At 59.8% G+C, this 17382-nt stretch carries 13 protein-coding genes; 2 read left to right on the forward strand and 11 right to left on the reverse strand.

What is annotated here, in order from left to right; translation table 11 throughout:
• Nucleotides 1-320: 320 nt before the first annotated feature.
• The gene (locus BBOU_RS05910) at nucleotides 321-1457 is read right to left on the reverse strand and encodes a 4-hydroxybutyrate dehydrogenase (RefSeq protein WP_026502161.1); all 1137 of its coding nucleotides are present in this window, start codon (nucleotides 1455-1457) and stop codon (nucleotides 321-323) included.
• Between the two features lie 282 nt (nucleotides 1458-1739).
• Here BBOU_RS05910 and BBOU_RS05915 point away from each other — a divergent pair, with 282 nt between their 5' ends.
• The gene (locus BBOU_RS05915) at nucleotides 1740-2045 is read left to right on the forward strand and encodes a YhbY family RNA-binding protein (protein ID WP_026502162.1); all 306 of its coding nucleotides are present in this window, start codon (nucleotides 1740-1742) and stop codon (nucleotides 2043-2045) included.
• Nucleotides 2046-2094: 49 nt separating this feature from the next.
• On the opposite strand, the gene BBOU_RS05920 is transcribed toward BBOU_RS05915, so the two are convergent.
• The 10 genes from BBOU_RS05920 to hisS all read right to left on the reverse strand — a co-directional run bounded on the left by BBOU_RS05920 (nucleotide 2095) and on the right by hisS (nucleotide 15722).
• Nucleotides 2095-3606: a replication-associated recombination protein A gene (locus BBOU_RS05920; RefSeq protein WP_026502163.1), complete on the reverse strand. Its 1512-nt coding sequence runs from the start codon at nucleotides 3604-3606 to the stop codon at nucleotides 2095-2097.
• A 51-nt stretch (nucleotides 3607-3657) separates the two neighbouring features.
• The gene (locus tag BBOU_RS05925) at nucleotides 3658-6258 is read right to left on the reverse strand and encodes a DEAD/DEAH box helicase (RefSeq protein WP_033490309.1); all 2601 of its coding nucleotides are present in this window, start codon (nucleotides 6256-6258) and stop codon (nucleotides 3658-3660) included.
• A gap of 442 nt (nucleotides 6259-6700) precedes the next feature.
• On the reverse strand, nucleotides 6701-7735 hold the full coding sequence (locus BBOU_RS05930; protein ID WP_026502164.1) for a PPK2 family polyphosphate kinase: 1035 nt from the start codon (nucleotides 7733-7735) through the stop codon (nucleotides 6701-6703).
• Nucleotides 7736-7934: 199 nt separating this feature from the next.
• The gene (locus tag BBOU_RS05935; RefSeq protein ID WP_238552098.1) at nucleotides 7935-8363 is read right to left on the reverse strand and encodes a YbaK/EbsC family protein; all 429 of its coding nucleotides are present in this window, start codon (nucleotides 8361-8363) and stop codon (nucleotides 7935-7937) included.
• A gap of 279 nt (nucleotides 8364-8642) precedes the next feature.
• The gene (locus BBOU_RS05940) at nucleotides 8643-9815 is read right to left on the reverse strand and encodes an amino acid ABC transporter permease (protein ID WP_026502165.1); all 1173 of its coding nucleotides are present in this window, start codon (nucleotides 9813-9815) and stop codon (nucleotides 8643-8645) included.
• Between the two features lie 5 nt (nucleotides 9816-9820).
• On the reverse strand, nucleotides 9821-10498 hold the full coding sequence (locus tag BBOU_RS05945; protein WP_026502166.1) for an amino acid ABC transporter permease: 678 nt from the start codon (nucleotides 10496-10498) through the stop codon (nucleotides 9821-9823).
• Nucleotides 10495-11343 (reverse strand): glutamate ABC transporter substrate-binding protein, encoded by an 849-nt coding sequence (locus tag BBOU_RS05950; RefSeq protein ID WP_026502167.1) that lies wholly within the window; start codon nucleotides 11341-11343, stop codon nucleotides 10495-10497. The genes BBOU_RS05945 and BBOU_RS05950 overlap by 4 nt, the downstream gene beginning before the upstream one ends.
• A gap of 81 nt (nucleotides 11344-11424) precedes the next feature.
• A complete protein-coding gene (locus BBOU_RS05955; RefSeq protein WP_026502168.1) occupies nucleotides 11425-12219 on the reverse strand; it encodes an amino acid ABC transporter ATP-binding protein in 795 nt (264 codons plus the stop codon).
• Between the two features lie 242 nt (nucleotides 12220-12461).
• Complete coding sequence (gene aspS, locus BBOU_RS05960) at nucleotides 12462-14261, reverse strand: aspartate--tRNA ligase (protein ID WP_026502169.1); 1800 nt, start codon at nucleotides 14259-14261, stop codon at nucleotides 12462-12464.
• A gap of 69 nt (nucleotides 14262-14330) precedes the next feature.
• A complete protein-coding gene (gene hisS / locus BBOU_RS05965; protein ID WP_033490310.1) occupies nucleotides 14331-15722 on the reverse strand; it encodes a histidine--tRNA ligase in 1392 nt (463 codons plus the stop codon).
• 93 nt (nucleotides 15723-15815) lie between these two features.
• Between hisS and BBOU_RS05970 the strand changes: the two genes are divergently transcribed.
• Nucleotides 15816-17267: a DUF349 domain-containing protein gene (locus BBOU_RS05970; RefSeq protein ID WP_026502171.1), complete on the forward strand. Its 1452-nt coding sequence runs from the start codon at nucleotides 15816-15818 to the stop codon at nucleotides 17265-17267.
• Nucleotides 17268-17382 lie beyond the last annotated feature (115 nt).

Consider the following 17382-nt stretch of genomic DNA (forward strand, 5'->3'; position numbering starts at 1 on the left):
AAAACACACCCAACAACACCCAACACACACCAACACAACACAACCAACACCAACACCAACACACCACGGCATGTCGGGTGCCTGCGATCCATATTTGTTATCCGCAACCCAGTCTGAAACGCATCCCCGTCACGTATACCCATATCTGGTGCCGATGAGCGCTCTCAGTCTCATCGACACCAGATACTGTCCCGTTACAACGCCACAGCCACACGCGCAACACAGTGGCGTTCCTACGCACCACGCTTCGGCGTCGTGTCCGCCCTGTTGGCGGGGTGACACCGGCAATGATGCTACGTCACTGCACTGCACATCGCCGATCAGTACAACTCGGTGAAAATCTTGAGCACACGGTCGTAATCGAGTGGAACAAAGTTGTTGCGCATCAGCCGCTCCTGGGTGGTCATCACACGTTCGGCGAATTCAGGTAGATCCTCGCGGGTCACACCATACTCATGCAGCGCCTTCTTCGGCAGGAGCTTGTTGATCAGCTCTTCAAGACGGTCATAGACCACATCGGTATCGCAGCCGAGGATGTTCGCGAGGAAAGCGTTAAGCGTGGCGATCTCACCATCCGACTTGATCTCCATGTAGTTGCGCAGCACCCCAGTGAACATCGCATAGTTCGATTCACCGTGCGGCACATGGTATTTGCCGCCAAGCTGATAGCTCAAGGCGTGCACGGCCGCGCATCCGGCGGTGTCGAAGGCGATGCCGGCGAAATCGGAAGCGATGAGGAAGTCATCCATCAACTCGTTGCGTTTCGCTCGGCGTTCAGCCGATCCCGCCTCGCCGGCCTCGGTCACTTTCTGGTATCCGCCGACAATCATCTCGATCGCCTTGTAGCTGAATATCTTCGTGTATGGGGTGGCGTTCGGCGACAACGCGGATTCAACGGAATGCACAAGCGCATCCATGGAGCTCGTCGCAAACACGTGATCAGGCAGGCCGGTGAGCAGTTCCGGAATCAGTACGGCATCATCGGCGAACATCTCCGGCCCGGCGATACCAGCCTTGCAGCCCAGACGCGTGCGGTTCACCGCGGCGATTTCCGTGACTTCGCTGCCTGTACCGCAAGTGGTCGGCACGAGCACCAAACGCACCTTGCGGTGGTGGTCCGCCAGATGGTCGATGACGTCATCGATACCATCACCGCCGGCGACAGCGACGATCTTCGACATATCCATGACGGCACCGCCGCCGACGGCGATGATGCGGGAATACTTGAACTTGGAGGCGTCGGCGATCAGCGCATCAATCATCTCATCGGTCGGTTCCTGGCTACCGTACTTATCGACAGTGATTACATGGGCGCCATTGGTGATGCCGGCGAAGAACGTATCATGCATCACGTCCATGGTGACCAGCAGGTCGTCAGACCCGAGATTGAATTCCTTCGCAAATTCCGCGACCGTGGGGAACTTGTGGATCACGGGGCCAACGGTGAGCTGCTTCATACAAACCTTCTTTCAACGGTCCGCACACACACTGCGGTATGCGGGGGGGCAATACGCGCATTATCGAACCGAACATTTCACCGGATATGTCCGGCATGTTTCCTGCATGTGACAGGAGCCGGAAGTCGTTCAGACATGCGTAGCCGCACTGGTACGTTCGGCAATCGCAATCCGGATGCATCGCCCGACATCACCTTCCCGACACGGACCGCGGCATGCGGTAAGGTTGGTTCGCACCATGCGGGAGATATATCGAGGCCCGCGACCAATACGGAGGAAGTCATGGCACTGACCAAGAAACAAACCAAGCAGCTGAGGGCGATGGCCAACCAGCTCAACCCGTTGCTGTGGATCGGCAAGAACGATGTGACCGATGCGGCTGTCAAGCAGGCTGACGAGACCATCGACAAGCATGAGCTCATCAAATGCGTTGTTCAGGATGGTTCCGGTATGACCGCACGTGAAGCTGCCGACCAGCTCGCCCAACAGCTCGGAGCTGACGTCGTGCAGGTGATCGGCAACCGGTTCGTGCTGTATCGCGAATCACGCCGGGACGACGTGAAGAAGATTATGCTGGTGCGCGAGTAAACGCTCCGCGATACACGTCAGGTAAACAAATCGAAAAACAGTCAATCCGTCAATCGGTCTGAGGCGTTGCATCCGACGACGTATGCGATGCCCCGGATCCGGCTTGTGGCTGAGCATTCCGCCCCGGTGATGCCGGCGGCTTGGATTGCGCAGCATGTCCAGGTTCCGATGATGCCGGTTGGACACCGGTTCCGGTAGTTCCGGTTCCATGCAGAATCGGCTTGATACGGGCCATGCTCTCCTTCACCTGACGCTCATAGCCACGATCGTTGGGACGGTAATATTCGCGCCCGACCAGTTCGTCGGGCATGTATTGCTGTGGTGCTACCGCACCCGGGTAATCATGGGCGTACTTGTATCCCTCATGATTGCCCCAGCTTTTCATGAGCTTGGTCGGGGCGTTACGCAAATACAGCGGAACCTGGCCGATATGACCGGCGTCAATGTCGGCGAGCGCCTCGTTGATTGCCGTATAGCTGGCATTGGATTTCGGGGCGGTAGCCACGGCGATGGTCGCTTCGGCGAGGATGATGCGCGCTTCCGGCATGCCGATCATGGCGACCGCTTGGGCGGCGGCGACCGTGACCTGGAGGATTTGCGGGGCGGCCATGCCGACTTCTTCAGCGGCGGCAATCATGATGCGTCGGGCGATGAATCGCGGGTCTTCCCCGGCCCTGAGCATTTGGGCGAGGTAGTGGATGGCCGCGTCCGGGTCGGAGCCGCGCATGGATTTGATGAATGCGGAGATGACATCATAGTGGTCGTCGCCATGCTTGTCATAACGCACGGTGGCCACGTCCATGACACTGCCCACGATGTCCGGGGTGATTACCGGAGGCTTGCCTGTATCGTTCGCGTGCTTGCCGCCGGTGACCGCCCCTGCTGCCGCTTCGAGGATGGTCAGGGTTTTGCGCCCGTCTCCCCCGCCCATGCGGATGATCTCGTCGCGGGCGTCATCGTCGATGGTGACGGTGCCTTCCAACCCGCGTGGACTGGCGATGGCACGGTCGATGAGCGTACCGAGGTCGGCGTCGTCGAGCGATTCGAGTTTGACGACGACTGAGCGGCTGAGCAACGGTTTGATGACCGAGAAGCTCGGATTTTCCGTCGTGGCACCGATGAAAGTGACATCACGGTTCTCGACGCTGGGCAGGAGGGCGTCCTGCTGGGATTTCGAGAAACGGTGGACCTCGTCGATGAACAGGACGGTTTCCTTGTGTGAGGTGACCAGCCGTTCGTGGGCACGTTCAAGGACCGCACGCACATCCTTGACGCCCGATGTCACGGCGGAAAGCTCCTCAAAGGCACGCCCGGATTGTTTGGCGACGATGTAGGCGAGCGTGGTTTTGCCCACTCCCGGGGGGCCAAACAGGATGATCGAGCTCGGGGCGGTCAATGAGCCTTGCGATTGCGGGTCGGCAAGCCGACGCAGCGGCGAGCCATCCCCCAGCACATGCTGCTGGCCCACCACCTCATCGAGGGTTTCGGGACGCATGCGCACGGCGAGCGGGCGTAGCACATCATCAGGCGCAGCCGCAGCGGCGAACAAATCATCGGTCATGCTTCCACCCTACTCCAATTCGAACAGACGTTCGACATCGGTGATGCGCGGTCAGTCCTCTATCTGGCCGTCGGCGCCGATCGGGCCGACATGATAGTCGACAAACACGGTTTCACCGGTTTCCTGTGTGGCATCAAGATCGACCGTGCCGCCGATAGCCCAGTCATGGTCGCCGTCGGAATCGTCGATGATCTGCCGGACACGCCACGTATGCTCCTTACGTTCGTTCGCGTCATCGATGATGAACAGTTCAGGCGAGCGTGCGGCCGCGTCGATACCGACATACTCGTGCTCGTCGTAGTAGTCTTCGAGTGCATCCTCCCATTCGTGCACGCCGTAGCCCCAATCATGGTCGAGGTCGCCGAGATCCTCAGGACGGTCGAGATCCATGAGCTGGATGCGGCGGAACATCGCGTTACGGATAAGCACAGTGAGCCCACGACGGTCGGCGACCACAGCGTCACGGCTTGTGGGCGCGGTCGCGCCAAGCGCTGATTCGGCATCCGTTCCGGCGTGCTCCCATTCGTCCACGAGACTGGAATCAACAGATCGGACGACAAGCCGCAACCAAGAGATGACGTCACGCAACTGGTCGTCAAGCATGTCCTGCGGAACTGTGCGTGCGAGCGAACGGTAGGCGTCCGACAGGTAACGCAACAGCGTGCCCTCACAGCGGGCGATGTTGTATCGGGCGATATATCCGTTGAAATCAGAAGCGGTTTCGACCATGTCACGCAACACCGATTTGGGGCTAAGCATGTAATCGCTGGCCCACGGCACCGACTGGCGATACGTGTCGAACGCCTGGTCCAGCAGTTCTTCAAGCGGCTTAGGATACGTGATCTCCTGAAGGCGTTCCATACGCTCGTCATAGTCGACGCCGTCGGCTTTCATGTCTTCCATCGCCTTGTCTCGAGCTTGCCGTTGCTGGGCTTTGAGCACCGGCATCGGGTCGTCAAGGGTCGCCTCGACCATGGAAATGACGTCGAGCGCGTAGGTGGGCGAATCCGGGTCGAGCAGGTCGAGCGCTGCGACAAGGAACGGGGACAGCGGCTGGTCGAGCGCGAAATCGTCAGGCATGTCAACGTCAAGCACGTAATCCGTGGTGTCGTCATCACGCGCGATGGCCTCGATGAAATGCTCGTCAAGCATCGTGCGGAAAATATCGTCCGCCAACTGATGCAGATGTGCCTTCTGCTCATCGGTCTGTGCAGAGTCGTCGATGAGCTTGTCGACACGGGCGCGGGCATCCCCACCTTGGGCGACCTCGTTGAGCACCATCGAATGCGTGATTTTCAGATGCGGGACCATGGTTTCCGGGGCCGCTTCGATCAGTTTGTCGAAGGTATGCTCATTCCAGGTGACGAACCCCTCCGGCGGCTTCTTGCGTTTGACTTTCTTGAGTTTCTTCGGGTCGTTGCCGGCTTTGGCCAGCTGGTGCGCGTTCTCGATCTCATATTCCGGAGCCTCGGCGACCACCAGACCTTCCGTGTCGAAGCCCATGCGGCCGGCACGACCGGCAATCTGGTGGAATTCACGGGCACGCAGGCGGCGGGTCTTGACTCCGTCGAACTTCGTCAACGCGGTGAGTACCACAGAGTGGATTGGCACGTTGATGCCGACGCCCAAGGTATCGGTACCGCAAATCACGGGAAGCAGGCCCTGCTGGGCGAGCTGCTCGACCAGACGGCGATAGCGCGGGAGCATGCCAGCATGATGCACGCCGACACCGGTGCGCAGCAAGCGCTGCAGGATCTTGCCGAAAGCGGTGGTGAACTTCGTGCCCTTCATCGCCTCGACGATGGCCTGACGCTGCTCCTTGGTGGAGACATTACTGTTGGCGAGCGCCTGGGCGGTAGTCAGTGCGGCATCCTGCGAGAAGTGGACGATGTAAATCGGGGTGTCGCCTTTGCCAACCAGCAGCTCGATAGTCGCCGGCAGCGGCTTGTCGGTGTATTCGTAGGTCAACGGGACCGGACGCGGGGCGTCGGCGATGATGTCGACATCCGTGTCGGTGGCGTCTTCAAGCCGATCGGCAATCGCATCGACGTTGCCGAGCGTTGCGCTCATAAGCAGGAATTGCGTGTTCGGCAGTGTGATCAGCGGAACCTGCCACGCCCATCCACGCTCAGCATCGCCGTAATAGTGGAATTCGTCCATCGCCACACAGCCAATATCCGCCTGGTCGCCTTCCCTGAGCGCCTGGTTCGCGAGGATTTCCGCCGTGCAGCAGATAATCGGCGCGTCGGCGTTAATGTGGGTGTCCCCGGTGATCATGCCGACATTGTCACGGCCAAACACGTTGACCAGGTCGAAGAACTTCTCGGACACCAGCGCCTTGATCGGCGCGGTGTAGTAGGAACGGCGCCCAGTGCATAACGCGGCGAAGTGCATGCCGAGCGCCACCAGCGACTTGCCGGAGCCGGTCGGAGTGTTGAGAATCACGTGATCGCCCGAAAGCAGATCCATGATGGCCTCTTCCTGATGCGGCCACGGAGTGATGCCCCTGGTGTCCTCCACCCAGCCGAAGAAGCGGTCAAAAATCGCGTCGGCGTCAAGATTGCGGCGTTCGCCGTCATGCGGGGCAAGCGCCCCAAGCGATCCGTATCTGTCCGTTCCGTCGGCTTCCAGCTGTTGCTCGTCCTGCGTCATACTCCCGAGTCTAACGCGTACCGTGCCTTGCGAGCGACGGGGCCAGCGGAAGCTCGGCGTGCAGGTGCCATATGTCCTCAGTATCTTGGCGTCATGCGACGGAATCATCGCATGATAAACGGATACGAGCTTATTCTGCGATTGGGATGATAGTACTCACCAGCCGTGCTACCAGGTAGTCGCACGCTGGCCAGATATCGCAGACATTGACGGATCGATGGAATGATATCTGGTTGCTATGCAACAGGTGAGTCGCAGGACGAGCCAGTTGAGACGGAAACGGAGGCGGGACAGCCGGTACTGAGCCGTCATGAGGCCAGACAGTTGCACAGCGCCAAGAATCTGGGAGCTTCAGCAACCAAACTGAAGGCATCGGCCCGTCATGCGACCAGGGCATCGCATGACGACGGAGTTACCCGAGCACCGAGCCGTTCCCCGGCCACTACTCCTCGTCGAGACGGCGGCGCATTGCGTCCGCGTCGCAGTTCAGCGGCGGCCAGCTCAAACCCATGTCGCGCAGCGATGTGCGCAGCAGCTCGCTGACGACAGCCCTGGAATACCAACGATTGTCCGCAGGGACCAGATACCACGGCGCCTCAGGGGTGCTGGTCTTCTCGAACACCTCCTGCCATGCGGCCATGTAATCATCCCACCGGGCGCGGGCATCCAAGTCGCTCACATCGAACTTCCAGTGCTTGGTCGGGTCGCTCAGACGCGTAAGGAAGTGCTCTTTCTGCTTGTCCTTGGTGACCACGAGGAAAATCTTGATGACCGTGCAGCCACTGTCCACAAGCTCATGCTCGAACTCGTTGACCTGGTCGTACCGAGCGCGCCACACATCCTCAGGGAACGTGCCGTAGATATGCGGCATGACGATATCTTCGTAATGGGACCGGTCGAACAGCGAAATCCAGCCGGGTTTCGGCAGTTCGCGGCGGACCCGCCACAGATAGTCATGCGCCAGCTCTTCTTTCGTCGGGGCGCCGAAACCATGATAGTGGATACCCATCGGGTCGGTTTGACTGAACACATGCCGTACGATGCCGCCTTTACCAGACGCATCCATGCCTTGCAGCACGATGAGCATGCGTCTGGGCGAGCCCTTCGTCCCGTTCGCATACAGCAGTTGCTGATAGCGCGCAACCTCGCTGGAGCTGATGGCGATGAAGCGCTCACCTTGCGCCTTGTTACCGGGAAATCCCGGGGTGGAACCGCCATCGACATCCGTCAGCCGGTCCCCTAGGCGGAATCGCAGAAGTTCAGCAGGCGGCTCGTCCCACACTGAGCTCAGCAGCTTGGATGATGCGTCGGCACGCTCCAAACGATGCTCGATATCGTCGTCATGCCGTTTGTCGAGAATTTCGATATGATGCTCCGCTTTACGCAACGCTTTGCCGACCTGCTTCGTGTCAGCCTTCTTCTTGTCGTTATGGTCGCTTTTCTTATGCTCATCCGCATGCGGCGTCATGTCGGTCATATTTGCCTCCTGGTGTGTGCGGAAGCCGGCATGGGATGAGCGTCTGCGCTTATCCGCGCGGCTTGCCGAGCCCTTCGATGACGCGCACACCGGGAAGATATGCGAACAGTGCGCCATTGACGACGAGCTTCGAAGGCCGAATGCCACTTCCTATGAACAGTGTAGACGTTTCCAAGATGCGCGCATCGACCAACACGGGTCATGCCGGCGACAAACCGATCGGCGACATGCCTCCGGATTCCATGCCGGTCGCGGCTGTGGCATCGGCGACCGGAGCGAATGAGACTTTGCTGACTTGCAGTGTGTGTTTGACCAGACCGTTGAGATTCACCCGGGCGTCGCCATTGACCAGTGCCGCGGCGAATTGCGGGGGTGCTTTGCGCGTCTTGTGAGTGTGGACGATGACGACATTGCCCGCCTGTGCGAGATCGAGACCATGCCGCGGGCAGAAGATATCCGTGTCCGATTCCTCGTCGAGATTCTCGCTGACGCCGAGAATCTGGGCGGGATTGATGATGCCTTCCAAAGTGAACCGTGTCAACGCGTCCAACACGGGTTGGGCGAGCAGCTTGCTGCCATGCCAGTCGTTGAGTTCCACATCACCGATTGCTGTCGTGAAATCCGCCATTGAATCCTCGCCTCCATATCTGCGCCCGGATCCGGGACGATTTGGTTGCGAGCATAGCGCCGAAATGTGGAGGAAAACGCCCGTCCGGACGCTCGACGTATACGCGTTGGTTATGACCGGTGTTCATGGCCGGGAAAACCGCGGGGGGGCACCAGTCTTGGGGCGATGCGCGACAACTGGACGGCAGCCGGACGGCATCGGCCCGGTGGCGGGATACTCCCCGCGTCAACCGGGCCGATGTTCGTGTGTCGTCACATCTGCAAGTCTGCGTGCCGAACGTCAGGCTTTGCGCTCCTGCCCGTCCGGACGCTCATCATCGTGGCTCTCGTCTTCGTCACGGTTCTTACGCGCGCCAGGGACACCCGGCAACGGGACATCGAGACGATGACGTTGCCGGGCAACATCCGGGTGCTTCTCGTCATACCCCTGCATGTATCGAGTCTTCTGCCATTCATGGATGGACGCATTCGATCCGCGGTGATGCTCATGATAGGTCCGCGGCGCGCCTCCTCGCGGCAGCTCGCCCGATTCCTTCGCCACCGCGATCTGATTGACATTGGACGGGTCCATGATGGCAATCGGGGCGACCACTTCCGGCTCGGCAGGCGCCGCGGTATGGCGCTGCATACGCGACGGCAGCCATTCGGCGAGTCGGGACAACAGCCAGCACAGCACGAAGTAGATGACCGCGGCGACCACAAGCGTCTGCAGGATATTGAAGTACATAGAACCGAGACGACGGGATTCCTGAAGCAAATCCGTGTACATGATAATCGAGCCGAGCGCGGTGTCCTTCAGGACGACGACCAGCTGAGTGACCGCCGCAGGCAACATCGCGTAAATGGCTTGCGGGACTTCCACTTGCATCAGGGACTGCGTGCGGGTCAGACCGAGGGCAAGCGCCGCCTCATGCTGCCCATTCGGCAGGTTGCCGACGCCGGAGCGCACAAGTTCGGCGACCACGGAACCGTTGTACAGTACCAGGCCGAGAACGACAGACCAGTACGCCGGATCCTCCATTCCCATGAAGGCGAACAGACGCCAGAAGAAGATCATCATCATGAGCACCGGCACAGCGCGGCAGAATTCGACAATCACCGCGGAGACCCAACGCACGGGTGCCGCCGGCAGCAAACGCCCGACACCGAAGAGGATGCCGAATGCCACGGAACCGATCACCGCAACGAACGCCGCCTTAACGGTCATCCACAAACCCGGCAGATAGAAGTCGGTCCAGGCTTCTGCGTCCAACGCAGGTTTCCACAAATCCCATGCGAGCTGGTTTTCACCCTCGGGCGGGTTGTGCAGCCGCATGAAGATGAGAACGAGGATAATGGCGAAGATGACGATCGCCACCACGTTGGCGATGCGGATGCGTTGGCGGCCTCGCGGGCCGGGCGCGTCGAACAGTACCGAAGTGTCAGTGTCGTTATTGGTTGTTGCGTTCGCCATGACGGTCACCTCCGCACCGCAAGCTTGTTGGACAGATACGTGGTCAGCGCGCCGAACGGAATAATCAGGATCACATAGCCGAATGCAAAGGTCAGGAAGATCGGCACGATCAGATCCGCATGATATTCGATCATTTCGCTCATCATGGTCGACGTTTCGGTCGCCACCGATGCCGCCGCAGCGACGGTGGAGTTCTTCAGCAGCGCGATGAACGTGTTGCCCAGTGGCGCAACCGATCCGCGAATGGCCTGCGGCAGGATGACCTGCGTGGCGGCCTGCCAGAAGTTCAAACCCAACGCGCGCGCGGCTTCGGCTTGCCCGATCGGCACGGTGTTGATGCCCGAACGCAATGACTCGCACACGAATGCCGCTGTATACAGGGACAGACCGGTGATGGCGAGCCAGAAGAAGTTCGTTGCGAAGGTCGTGGAGAAGCTGAGCTTGAGCTGGGCATACACACCAAGCACCATGAACACCATAATGATGGTCAATGGCATGTTCTTGAACAACTCCACATATCCTCTGGCGATTCGGCGCAACGATGAAATCGGTGAAATCCGCATGAGCAGCAACATCACACCGAGAATCGTGGAGAACAACGCCGACCACAGGGTCAGCTCGATGTTCACCAGGAAAGCCCCCGGAATGTCATATTGGCTGAACAGCTGAGCGAAAGCGTTCATTTCTTCTCCCCTTCCGTTGGCGTCGGCGGATTGTATTTCGCATTCGGTGTGTACGCGACGCCCTTCGTATTGTCGTCGATCGCGCGCTTCCAGGAACCGTCCTGGATCATTTCCGTGATGGCATTGTTGATTTGCGACGCGAGTTTCGTATCGCCCTTCTTAATGCCAACGCCATAACGCTCAACCGTGAAAGGCTTGCCCACAACCCGCAGCCTACCGCGAGAAGCCGAAGCCAGACCCGCCAAAATGATGTCATCGGTGGTGACCGCATCGACGATACCGGACAGCAACGCGGTCGCGCATTCGGCGTACCCGGGCTGCTCCATGAGCTGCACCTTGCTGGCGAACTGCTCCTTGACCGTGACCGCGGATGTCGAGCCGGTCACCGAGCACAACCGCTTGCCGTTGAGATCCTGCGGACCGTTGATGCCCGTTTCGCCTTTGCGCACCATCAGATCCTGCCCGGCGACGAAATACGGGCCGGCGAAGGAGACCACACGCTTGCGGTCATCGGTGATGGAATACGTGGCGAGAATCATGTCGACATCGCCATTCTGCAGCATCGCTTCACGCTGTTTGGACGGGGCTTCCTTCCAGATGATCTGGTCTTCGGAATATCCCAAACTCTTGGCGATGTATTTGGCGACATCGACATCGAAGCCGACATACGTGCCGGACTTCTTGAAGCCCAAACCAGGCTGGTCGAATTTTATGCCGATGCGGATCTTGCCCGCTTCGTCGTCAGCCCCGCAGGCGCTGACGGACAATACGCACGCAAGCGCGCACACCGCCGCGCAAGCAGTGCGTATGAGACGCCCAGCAGTACTGCTCAATCTCTTGTTCATAACGCTCTTTTCTGATCAAACCCAGGTGCCGATTCGACCTTCGTCTGAGACGCGGGAGGCACCAATGGACGATGCTGACGGTCAGTGGGTGAGGATCTTCGACAGGAAGTCCTTGGCACGGTCAGTCTTGGGGTGTTCGAAGAATTCGTCCGGCGTACCCGATTCGAGGATCTTGCCGTCCGCCATGAACACGACGCGGTCAGCTACGTTACGTGCGAATCCCATCTCGTGGGTCACGCAGATCATGGTCATGCCCTCGTGGGCGAGTTCGGTCATCACATCAAGCACCTCGTTGACCATCTCCGGGTCGAGCGCCGATGTCGGCTCATCGAAGAGCATGACTTTCGGTTTCATCGCGAGAGCGCGGGCGATGGCAACACGCTGCTGCTGGCCGCCGGACAGCTGCGCCGGCATCTTCTCCGCCTGTGAATCCACGCCGACACGCGCAAGCAGATCCATGGCCAGATTCTCCGCCTCATCCTTGGGCATATGGCGCACTTTGATCGGTGCGAGAGTCACATTCTCAAGAATCGTTTTATTGGCGAACAGGTTGAAGGATTGGAACACCATGCCGACTTCGGCGCGAAGCGCAGCGAGCTCCTTGCCCTCTTGTGGCAACGGTTTGCCGTCGATGCGGATATCGCCCGAATCGATGGTCTCGAGACGGTTGATGGTGCGGCACATCGTGGATTTGCCCGAGCCTGACGGGCCGACGACGACCAGCACCTCCCCCTTGTTGACGGCGAGATTGATGTCCTTGAGCACGTGCAAATGACCGAAATGTTTCTCGACATGGGTCAGCTCGACCAGCGGATGTGTGTCCTGTCCTTGCGGGTCGGCGATCTTCGCGGCTTGTTGTTCTTGTTGTTCAGACATGCATGACAGTCTAACCGGTTTGAACCGACAATGGCCAACCTATCCCATCATGCGCGCACTCGCACGGAAACGGCGGTATTATGCGGCAATATGCAGATGCCCTGCCACGCAGTACATTGCGTAACAGGGCATCATATTTCTTGGAGGTTAATTTTTCGTGTTCACGGCACCGTGCCGATCACATCTCGGGGACCTGCAGACATTCAAATCCTCAGCCCCGTGGGCAATCACCTGGATGCGGTTCAGTCCTCGTCTTCTTCGGGATCATAGTCGACACCGGTTTCGGCGCGCTGTTCATCCGAAATCGGGGCCGGGGCGCCGGTCAGCGGGTCGCGGCCGCCACCGGCCTTCGGGAAGGCGATGACGTCACGGATGGAATCGGCGCCGGCAAGCAGCGAGACGGTACGATCCCAGCCGAGCGCGATACCCGCGTGCGGCGGAGCGCCGTACTTGAACGCTTCGAGCAGGAAGCCGAACTTCTCTTCGGCTTCCTCCTTGCCGATGCCCAGCACGTTGAGCACACGGTCCTGGATATCCACACGGTGGATACGCACGGAACCGCCGCCCATCTCTTCACCGTTGCACACGATGTCATAGGAATCGCTCATCGCGTGCTCAGGATCCTTGTCGAAGTTGTCGATCCAGTCGGCGCTCGGCATGGTGAACGGGTGGTGCATGGAAGTCCACTTGGAGTGGCCGACAGCCACATCATCGTCATCCGGGTCGTCCGTGGGCTTGAACAGCGGGAAGTCGACAACCCATGTGAACGCGAACTCGTCAGGGTGCAGCAGACCCGCGCGACGGGCGAGTTCGACACGCACCGCGCCCAGCAGCAGCTGAGAGGATTCGCGAGCGCCAGCGGCGAAGAACACCGCGTCGCCGTCCTCAGCGCCGACAGCCTCCTTGAGGCCGTTGCGCTCCTGCTCAGACAGGTTCTTGGCGACCGGGCCCTTCAACTCGCCGTCTTCGGTGAACTGCACATAGGCCAGGCCCTTCGCGCCACGCTGGCGTGCCCACTCCTGCCATGCATCGAACTGGCGGCGAGGTGTCGAGGCACCACCCTTGAACAGGACGGCACCGACATACGGCGCTTGGAACACGCGGAACGGCGTGTCCTTGAAATAGTCGGTCAGCTCGATGAGCTGGTTGCCGAATCGCAGATCAGGCTTGTCGGAACCGTACTTGTCCATCGCATCCTTCCAGGAGATGCGAGGCAGCGGAAGCTTGATGTCATAACCGCGGGTCTTCCAGATCGCCTGGATGACCTTCTCGGCCATCGCGATGACATCCTCCTGGTCGACATAGCTCATTTCCATATCGAGCTGCGTGAACTCAGGCTGGCGGTCAGCGCGGAAGTCCTCATCGCGATAGCAACGTGCGAGCTGATAGTACCGTTCGACACCGCCGACCATGAGCAGCTGCTTGAGCAGCTGGGGGCTTTGCGGCAGCGCATACCAAGAACCCGGCACCAGACGGGCCGGCACAAGGAAGTCGCGAGCGCCTTCAGGGGTGGACTTGATGAAGGTCGGGGTCTCCACCTCGGTGAAGTCCATGTCTTCCAGCGCGTGGCGCGCAGCCTTCGTCATGTCGGAACGCAGCTTCAGGTTGCGCTGCATCTGCGGACGACGCAGATCAAGATACCGGTATTTCAGGCGCACGTCCTCGCCCGGCAGCTTGTTCTCGGACTCGTTCTCGAGCGCAGTGGACACTTGGAACGGCAGGGCGTCGGCCTTGGCGAGCACCTTGAGATCCTCGACGACGACCTCGATCTTGCCGGTGGCCAGATGCGTGTTCTCGTTGCCCTCCGGGCGCAGGCGCACCTCGCCGGTGACCTGGATGACGAACTCGCTGCGTAGCGGGCGGGCGATCTCCTCGTCATAGATGACGATCTGCACGAGACCTGTGTTGTCACGCAAATCGATGAACGCCACACCGCCGTGGTCGCGACGACGGTCGACCCAACCGGCGAGCGTGACCTTCTGCCCGACGAGCGCCTCGGTCACTTCCGTGGCGTGATGTGTTCTGTAAGCCGTCTGGCTCATGCTTCCTCTATTCTTGTCAAGTCCTCAGAAATCGGCGGAAAACCGGGTTTTCCAAGCATTTCAGTTTGTTTACAGGTTGACAGTTTGCCGGGCATATACAGTATCCGGCTCCCACGACTTGGCATCAGCCGGGCATTGATCGCCGGTGATGATGTTCTTGACCTCGTCGCCCTTGGCTTCGCCGTCCTCGCTCGCCGCTGCCGGGAACCACACGTACGGGATGCCCAGCTTGTCGGCGTACTTGATCTGCTTGCCGAGTTTCGCGGCGGTCGGCGCAACGTCGGCCGCAATGCCGCGGGAACGCAGCTGGTTGGCGATTGCGTTGGCGGCCGGGCGATCATCCTCATTCCATACGGCGACCATGACCGCAGCCGGGGAAATCCGCGAGGCGTGCGCGCCAGCGGTATGCAGCATGTAGGACACCAGACGGGACAGGCCGATGGACAGGCCGACGCCCGGGTAACGTTTGCTGCCCTGCGATGCGAGATTGTCGTACCGGCCGCCCGAGCAGATGGAACCGAGCGAATCGGCGCCGTCAAGGAAGGTCTCGTACACGGAACCGGTGTAATAATCCAGACCGCGGGCGATTTTGAGGTCGGCGATCACCGAGCCAGGGCGGATGCGTGCCGCCTCGTCGACGATCATCGCCAGCGTATCGAGCCCCTGGCGAGCCAGAGCGTACGCCTCGCTGTCAGTGCTGATGCCATGCTTAGTGCACAGGGCGTCGAACTTCTCGGCAAGTTCCTTGCCGTCCGCCGCCGTCAGTTCGGCAAGCTCAAGGCAGGCACGCGCCTGTGTCTCATTCGCGCCGCAGCCTTCAACCAGAAGACGAGCGACCTCATCGGCGCCAATCTTGTCGAGCTTGTCGATTTCGCGCAGCACGCCTTCGATATCCGTCAAGCCAAGTCCGCGGTAGAAACCTTCGGACAGCTTACGATTATTCGCGTGGACAGTCGCCTTCGGCAAACCGAATTCGCGCAGCTGTTCCAATGCGCTGACCATGACCAGCGGCAGTTCGACCTCATAATGCTCAGGCAGGTCACCGTTGCCGACCACGTCGATATCGGCCTGCACGAACTCGCGGAACCGGCCCTCCTGAGGACGTTCGCCGCGCCAGACCTTCTGGATCTGCCAACGTTTGAACGGGAAGGCCAACGTGCCGGAATGCTCGACGACATACCGGCTCAGCGGAACCGTCAAATCGAAATGCAACCCGAGACGATCTTCAATCGGCGTGTCGGATTCATGGCCGACTTCCTGCAGACGCGACAGCAGGTAGATCTCCTTGCTGGTCTCGCCTTTTTTCAGCAGACTCGCGCCAGTTTCAACGGCACGCGTCTCGATACCGATGAAGCCATTGAGCTCGAAAACCCTACGGAGCGTGTCAATAACACGCTGCTCCACAACACGTTCAGAGGGGAGCCACTCTGGAAATCCTGAAATTGATGCGCCTTTAGCCACGATTCCCTATAATAAGTGAAGTTGCGGAAAACATGCGACCCAAGTCTCATGGCTTCCGTAACAGCCTCACTACATGAGCTTAAGGAGCTGGCCATGGCCGACGAGAACGTCACCGAACCAAAGAACACCACCGAACCTACCGCGCAGACGACGGAGCCTGGCGCGAAGCAGCAAGCTGGCGCCACACCTGCCGCGGTTCCTTCCCCCGCGAACATCAAACATCACGCGCCGTCACCCGCCGCGTTCGCCAAGAGGAAGCCCGCACACACCCCTGCAGCGCCGGCCGCGCACGTCTCCTATTCCGACGAAAGCGTCAAGCAGGCCGAAGCGTTCGGCCGTGTCGACGACAATGGCACGGTGTATGTCAAGGATGGTGACAGCGAACGCGAAGTCGGACAATTCCCCGACGCTTCGAAAGAGGAAGCGCTGGCACTGTACGCCCGCAGATTCCTTGACCTCAAAGAAAAGCTGGATGTGTTCGCAAACCGTTTGAACTCCGGCACAATCAAGCCCCGTGAGATTGACGAATCCATCAAGCTGCTGGGCGAAGAAACCAAGGAGCCTGCCGTTGTCGGCGACGTAGCGGCATTGAAGACGCAATTCGAGCAGCTCAAGGCGCAAGGCGCCGCTAAGAAGGAAGAACTGGCCAACCGCCGCAAGGAGGCGGTCGCCAAGGCGGTCCAGGAGCGTACCGCGATTGTGGAAAAGGCCGAAACGCTGGCCGCTGAACTCGGAGACAACACCAACTGGCGTTCCACCGCAGACAAGTTCCGCGCCCTGTTCGACGAGTGGCAGGCTCATCAGCGTAATTCGGTCCGAATCGATCGCGCTGACGCTGACGCGTTGTGGAAGCGTTTCTCCGCAGCACGCACAACCTTCAACCAGCAGCGTCGCAAGTGGGCGCAGGCTCGTGACAACGAGCGTGCACAAGCCAAGGCCGAGAAGGAAGCCATCATCGCCGAGGCGAATGACATCAAGAACTCCACCGACTGGGGCGAGACCTCACACAAGTTCAATGAGCTCATGGACCGTTGGAAGCGTGCCGGCCGCGCCGGACGCAGCGATGACGATGCCCTGTGGGCCAAGTTCCGTGAAGCCGCGGACACGTTCTTCAACGCCCGTCAAGCCGACCGCGAGCAGGTCAACTCGTCTGAGAAAGAGAACCTCGCCAAGAAGGAAGAACTGCTGAAACAGGCCGAGGCTCTGGTACCGGTCGCCGATGAGAAAGCCGCGAAGCAGGCACGCCAGAAGCTCGCCGAAATCCAAGACGAGTGGGATCAGATCGGCTACGTACCGCGTGACGATATGCGTCGTATTGAAGATCGTCTCGACGCGGTTGACCGTCAAATCAAGGCTGTCGAAGATGCCGCGTGGAAGAAGAGCGATCCGGAAGCCGACGCCCGCAAGTCCAGCTTCGAAGAGCAGCTCAACGCGCAGCTCAAAGAGCTTGACGAGAAGATCGCCGCCGAATCCGATCCGAAAAAGAAGGCCAAGCTCGAAGCTGAGAAGGCCACCAAGGAGCAGTGGCTGAACGCCATCAAGTAACCGCGTTCCACTGCCCCAGAGCACGAAATCGCCGGAACCCCGTACCTGTCGGGGTTCCGGCGATTCATATGTGCGGCTTGTCCGGTGCAACAGTATGCAAGAGGGGTGGTCCCGC

The organism is Bifidobacterium boum (assembly GCF_000741535.1).
Lineage (GTDB): Bacteria > Actinomycetota > Actinomycetes > Actinomycetales > Bifidobacteriaceae > Bifidobacterium > Bifidobacterium boum.